Source organism: Sphaerospermopsis kisseleviana CS-549, from assembly GCF_028329225.1.
Lineage (GTDB): Bacteria > Cyanobacteriota > Cyanobacteriia > Cyanobacteriales > Nostocaceae > Sphaerospermopsis > Sphaerospermopsis kisseleviana.
The window spans coordinates 1-6,298 of sequence record NZ_JAQMTI010000227.1 but is presented as its reverse complement, the minus strand read 5'-3'; the positions used below and the strand labels follow the sequence as shown (position 1 = coordinate 6,298).

General features: G+C 41.7%; 3 protein-coding genes. All 3 read right to left on the bottom strand.

From position 1 onward, the window contains the following. Nucleotides 1-250: 250 nt before the first annotated feature. The 3 genes from murI to PN497_RS17735 all read right to left on the bottom strand — a co-directional run bounded on the left by murI (nucleotide 251) and on the right by PN497_RS17735 (nucleotide 5,380). Nucleotides 251-1,105 carry a glutamate racemase gene (gene murI / locus PN497_RS17745; protein ID WP_096565822.1) on the bottom strand — a complete coding sequence of 285 codons (855 nt, stop codon included), beginning with the start codon at nucleotides 1,103-1,105 and terminating at the stop codon, nucleotides 251-253. Between the two features lie 143 nt (nucleotides 1,106-1,248). After that, on the bottom strand, nucleotides 1,249-3,138 hold the full coding sequence (locus tag PN497_RS17740) for an N-acetylmuramoyl-L-alanine amidase (RefSeq protein ID WP_096565820.1): 1,890 nt from the start codon (nucleotides 3,136-3,138) through the stop codon (nucleotides 1,249-1,251). A gap of 382 nt (nucleotides 3,139-3,520) precedes the next feature. Continuing rightward, nucleotides 3,521-5,380: an N-acetylmuramoyl-L-alanine amidase gene (locus PN497_RS17735; protein WP_096565818.1), complete on the bottom strand. Its 1,860-nt coding sequence runs from the start codon at nucleotides 5,378-5,380 to the stop codon at nucleotides 3,521-3,523. Nucleotides 5,381-6,298 lie beyond the last annotated feature (918 nt).

Below are 6,298 nucleotides of genomic sequence, written 5' to 3'. Positions count from 1 at the left end.
TAGGGAATAGGCAAGAGTTTGGGTGATCTGTTAGTAACCAATTCTTTGAAATTTCACCCGGAAAATGCACGCTTTTAGGAGTATACCCCTGAAAAATCCTGCACTGATTTCCTGATTTTCCACCTGAAACCCTTGATTTATTAAGGTTTTGAGTTTATTCAGCAAGCCCGACTTATGAGCATTGTCCTGATGCAATCGTTACATATCGAGGATTGTTGATCAATGTTCAGATGTGTTCAGCGTAAATGAATCAGACAGTAGCATCAGTCAAGTGTATCTTTTCTACGAGAGGGGTATAGCCTAACCACTGTAATCCAGACTGAGCAAATTGTTGGGGACAACCGCTGACAGCAAAGCGAGTAGGCATTGGTAGGTGATTATTCCTGATGTTTAATAAGTCTAAGTCTTGAGCGCAAGCTGTAACAACATGAACAGCAGGGTCAACTAACTTGACGTGAGCAGGGAGGAGCGATCGTAATACAGGTGCTAGAAGTGGATAATGGGTACAGCCATAAATTAAAGTATCAATTTCCTGTTTAAGTAAAGGTTCAAGATAAGCACTAGCAACTTCAGTAGTATAAGGATCGTGAATGCGATTTTGCTCAATCAGGGGGACAAATTCTGGACAACTAACTTGCCAGACTTGGACATCAGGTTTAATTTCCATCATTGCCTGACGATAGGCATTGCTTTTAGCAGTAGCAGGGGTAGCAATAACACCTATTCGCTTACCCATTTGTACTGCGGCCTTTGCTCCTGGTAGGACTACTCCCATAATGGGAAGATTAAATTCTTGACGGACATTTTCTAGGGCTAAAGCAGAACTAGTGTTACAAGCCATAATCACCATTTTCACCCGTTGCTGCTGCATCCAGTTCAGTATTGCCCTCACATATTGTAAAATTTCAGCTTGTGAACGAATACCATAGGGAAGATGAGCAGTATCCCCAAAATAAATAATTGATTCATTGGGAAGTTGTTTATAGATTTGTCGCAGTACCGTCAGCCCACCTACACCACTGTCAAACACCCCAATGGGAGAGCGTTGAGCTTCCTGCTCCGAAAAATTGTCAAGATTACCTTCAAAAATGGAAGATGAAAACACAGGCAAATATTGATTTAGATGTTGCTATTTTAAAATACAGAATTTAGCAGACAATTTGCTTATTGACTACTAATGATTGGGAATAGGGAATGGGGAATAATTTTACCCAGTCACCAATCACCAATCACCAATCACCAATTACCTCATCGTTGCTTTAGGTAATTGAGGATACCACGAGCGATCGCATCAGCCATGCGATTTTGGTATGCTGGAGATCCTAGACGGGGATTGTCCTCACGACCAGTCATGTAACCTGTTTCAACTAAAATTGCTGGCATAGAATTTTTCCTAAGTACATAGAATCTGGCTTTACGTGTGCCTCTATCTTTGATGGTACTAATATCTTGGAGAATAGTCTTGCGAACAGATTCCGCCAGACCATAACCACTGTCGTAATAATATACTTCTAAGCCATTGACATCGGGACGATTATCAACTGAATTGGCGTGAATACTCACAAATAAATTCGCATTTACCCTATTAGCTATATCTACCCTTCCTTGTAGTTCTACGAAAAAGTCAGCATCTCGCGTCATTACAGCTTGTACGCCATTTTGCTGCAAAATTTGCGCCACTCTCTTACCAATGGGCAGAATGACATCCTTTTCTAACAAACCGCCCAAACCAGGAGCGCCCGAATCTTTACCGCCATGTCCGGGGTCAATCACTACTATAACTTTCCCTTTGGGAACTGAGAAGCGTGGCTGAGGTTGTGGTTGAGGATTTTCGATAACTGGGTCTGGTAGCTGTCCTTGGTTTCTAGGTAAAGGAGGTAGAGTAATAGGCGGTTGTAGCTGCCGAGAGTTTTGTAATTGCAAAGCTATAATTTGCTCTCCCACTTGGTTAAGTTCGCCGATTTGTATACCGGATGCAGGTTGAACCAAGACAACTACATTGTTAGGCGCTTGTGGTTGTAGGCGTATCCTCAGCACAGGACTATTAGCATCAAAAGCAGGTCCTTTTACCTTACCAGCTAATTTAGCATTAGGAATAGTGATCCGAAATAAACCAGAACTTCTATCCCAAGCACTGGTAGCGGATATAGTTTGATCGGCTCTAATGAGTAATTGTGTACCATTAGCCGCTAATTCCACAGACTCAATAGTGGCTGGGGAATTGTTGACATTTTGTACAGGGGATTGATTTTCTTTAATTTTAGACAGATCGGCAAGACGATCAGGTAGTACCATAAAATCACCATTACTGCCGGTTGTTACCCGCCAGTCGGGGCTGTTACTATCCACCTGTAAGATCATGCGGACAGCAGGTGGTTTATTTGGTAGTTGGGTAAGTTGGATGCGTTTGACACCATAGCGATTAATCAACAAATCTCGTTTTTCTAGATTTGGTGATAAAGCTGCACCAGCAATGTCAACATTTATAGTGCGGTTATCTTCGCTGCGATTAACTTGAATTTTAAATATATTTGGGGGGGGATTACCACCACTGGTATCAACAAAAAAACCATCTCCTGTAATTCGCAAATGTTCAATTTGAACTATCCCCCCACTGGTGTTAGCGGCTATGTCTTGGTTAGGTATGCTGACAGCAGTTGTTGTCACCATATTGTAAGTATTTTTGGGGGTGAGTGTTGGTGTTTCTCCTGGGGGTTGATTGGCAGAAGCGGTTACAGGGACTACATCAGCTTCTAGATTTGGTAATTGTACAATCCAGCGACTACCAGTAGAGGGTGTAAATTTGACTAGGTTGGGGTCAATAGTATAACCAGGATTCAGTTCTACAACTACCCGTGTTGTTTGTTGATCAAACTGTCCAATGCGAATAGCGCGAATTGCTCCGCCTATTTGTTGGGTTAATTGGGGACTACCCAAGCTAGTCCCTGGTAAATCTATTACTAACCGAGTAGGGTTAAAAATGAGTTGCGCTTGGGGTTGTACAGGACTAGATGTGTTGATTTCTAGTCTGTTTTGATTGGTATCAAATCGCCAAGATTCTAGTCTAGCTGCCGAAGCTGGCGATGATAGCAAGAAGATGGTGCTAACAGTGCTGGGTATTAACCACTGTAGTTTCAAAGTTTTTACTCCTGATTTGCATTCATGGAATCCGTAAATATTTCAACATCCTTGTAAATCCTCACACCTTTCCCGTCCACACTGGCGCTTGGCACTGGGAGCCAGACACCACAGTTAATGGCGTAATATTATAGCTTATGTTTTTGATTGTGCCATGTTGTCGTCAGGCAAATCAATTTTAGAGCTAACGAGCGACGCTCAACGAATACAGGAGAATAGAGAATGCAGAAGAAGTAAGACTCTGAGTATTATGTTTGATATTTTTGTGAAATTCTCGAATCTTTTAATTCTTGATTTGATAATTCTCCTGAGTAGAAAAGTTCCACCGGAAAGACGTTCCACCGGAATGTCTCTACTGACTTACTGAATTATTAGAAATTACTTATCTTTGTCTCAGGTACTGAAGAATACCTTGAGCGATCGCCTCAGCCATTTGATTTTGATAAGTTGGATTTCTCAGTTTAGCAATATCTTCCCTACCAGTGAGATAACCTGTTTCTACTAAAATTGAGGGCATAGAAATTTTTCTAAGGACATAAAATCTAGCTTTTCGCACTCTCCTGTCTCTAACATTGACACTTTGGAGAATTCTATTATGAACGGCACGAGCCAAGCCCAAGCCACTGTCATAATAATAAGTTTCTAAACCACTAACTTCGGGACGATTGAGACCGACTGAATTGGCGTGAATGCTGACAAATACATCCGCGTTAGCTCTTTCCGCCATTTGTACTCGTCCGGGGAGGCTGACGAAATAATCAGAATCCCTTGTTAATAACACTTGTACTCCGTTTTGCTGTAAAACTTCTGCGACTCTCAGGCTAATAGGTAAAATTATATCTTTCTCTCGTGTTCCACCAATACCAATTGCTCCGGGGTCTTTACCACCATGTCCAGGGTCAATCACCACTAATAATTTGCCTTTGGGAACGGAGGGGCGGGGACGTGGCTGGGGATTCTTGATATTTGGATCTGGTAATTGCCCGCTGTTGGGAGATGGTAAGGGGGGTAGGCTAATGGGGGGTCTAACTTGACGATATCTTTCTAATTGTAAAGCTAAAAGTTCGTTACCGACTTGGTTGAGTTCGCCAATTCTGACTCCTGATGCTGGTTGGACAAAAATAACTACGGTGTTGGGGGCTTGGGGTTGCAACCTGACTCTCAGGACAGGGCTATTGGCTTCTAGGGACGGTCCTTGGACTCTGGGAGCTAATTTAGCATTTTCGATGGTGATGCGATATAGTCCAGAGCTTCTGTCCCAGCCACCAGTAGCGGATAAATTTTGATCGGCTCTAATTAGTAGTTGTGTGCCATTACCAGCTAATTCTACAGACTCGATAGTGGCTGGGGAGTTATTAGCAACTATGGGTTTGTTAGGGGTGGAAACAGGTGTTGATGGACTAATACTTTGAGGTAAGCGCACAACTCCTTTAGTTGGTAATAGAACCAATCCGCCAGCACTACTGCTTATTACTTCCCAGTCGGGACTATTTTTGTCTAACCGTAATGTCATGCGGACACTGCTGGGAGTGGTTCGCAGTTGGGTAAATTCAATGCGGCTGACACCATGCTTATTGATGGCTAAATTTTTTTGTGTTAGTTCTGGTGATAGGGTAGCGTTGGCAATATCCATAAATATGGTGGTGCGATCAAGGCTACGATTGGCCTTAATCTGAGGATTACCGCCACTGGTACGAATAAAAAACCCATCTCCTGTTGTTTGTACTCTCTGAATTTGAGTAGTTCCTAGTGTGATATTGGCTGCTGTGGAAAATTCCGGTTGAGTTGGGGAACTTTGGGAATCGATGGTGGCTAAATTATATGTATTATTACTAGCAGTGGGCGGTAGTTCTTCAATTTCTGGCTTGGGTAGTTGTACTGTCCAGCGTCGGGGATTGATGCCGACAAATTTAACTTCTTGGGGGTTGACGGTATAACCGGGGGTGAGTTCTATAACTAGGCGGGTTGTTTGTGGATCAAGCTGTCCAATCCGTACTGCTCTAATAGCTCCGCCTATGGTTTGGGTTTGCGATCGCCCAAATTGAGTGTTTGGTAAATCAATTACCAAGCGTGTGGGGTTAAAAATTAGTTTTGCTTGGGGTTGTACAGCACCAGAAGTATTAATTTCTAGGCGGTTGAGATTTTTATCAAATCGCCAAGATTCTAATTTGGCGGCTAAGGTGGGGGAAGATAGTAAAAGAACTGTTCCAACAGTACCGGGCAATAAGTAGTGTAGTTTCAAAGTTATTTCTCCTGAGTTACATTTGTAAAAGTAAAGTCATCAATATCTCAATTCCACATTTTTGGCAAATCTGCATACTGTCACCACTGATAATAATTTGGTTTTTAATTGGGGATTTTTCGATTACTATTCTCTAATACCAGGTTATTCTCAGCCGCTAATATTTGATATTAAAATTTTTTTCTTTAGTCAATGGTCAGTTGTCTGTGGTCATGAGATGATTAACCTCTCCCTGGACTTTGCTGGTTCTTAATTGTACCTAGTTCCCAGTGTTTTATTCTCTGTGTTTCTGGAAATAACAATCATATTTAAGTGTGTTATTGAATCCTCATCTTGGAAAATACCCACTATGATCTCGTAATGAAGTTAAGTAGGTAGGCGTTGAAATTTATCGTTGTGGCAAGGCAGGAGGCAGAAGGCAGGAGGGATGAGGTTTTTAGGCATTTTACATTTTGTGACATAGCTTGTTTTTTTCATGCCGACTTACTTAAGTTGCCGGATGCTCATCCATAATTACTGGATAAATATTGAGGATATAATAGGTGAATGAAGGACAGGTAGAAACCAACATCATCAGCAAGATTATAAAAACCGAAATACCAAAGAAATTTGACTATCACAGAAGACGGTGATCGAGAAATATAAGTTTCTGTTAAGTATTAATACTCTAAATACAGGTTTTGTGTGTGCGGTTTGAAAAGAAGCTGTGTTCATGAATTAAATCAGACTGCTATATATAGTTAGAGTTCCCAAAAAGAAACATTTATAGAAATTTCCTTGATACTCCCCACGGCTAAAAGCCGGGGGATTCTTGAATAGTCCACAAACGAACCTTCAACGGTGCTATCAAAGACACCCTACTGATTCCACTGAGGTCTAGACCTAGTTTTATCGCTACTTTAACTAAAATATTAGCTG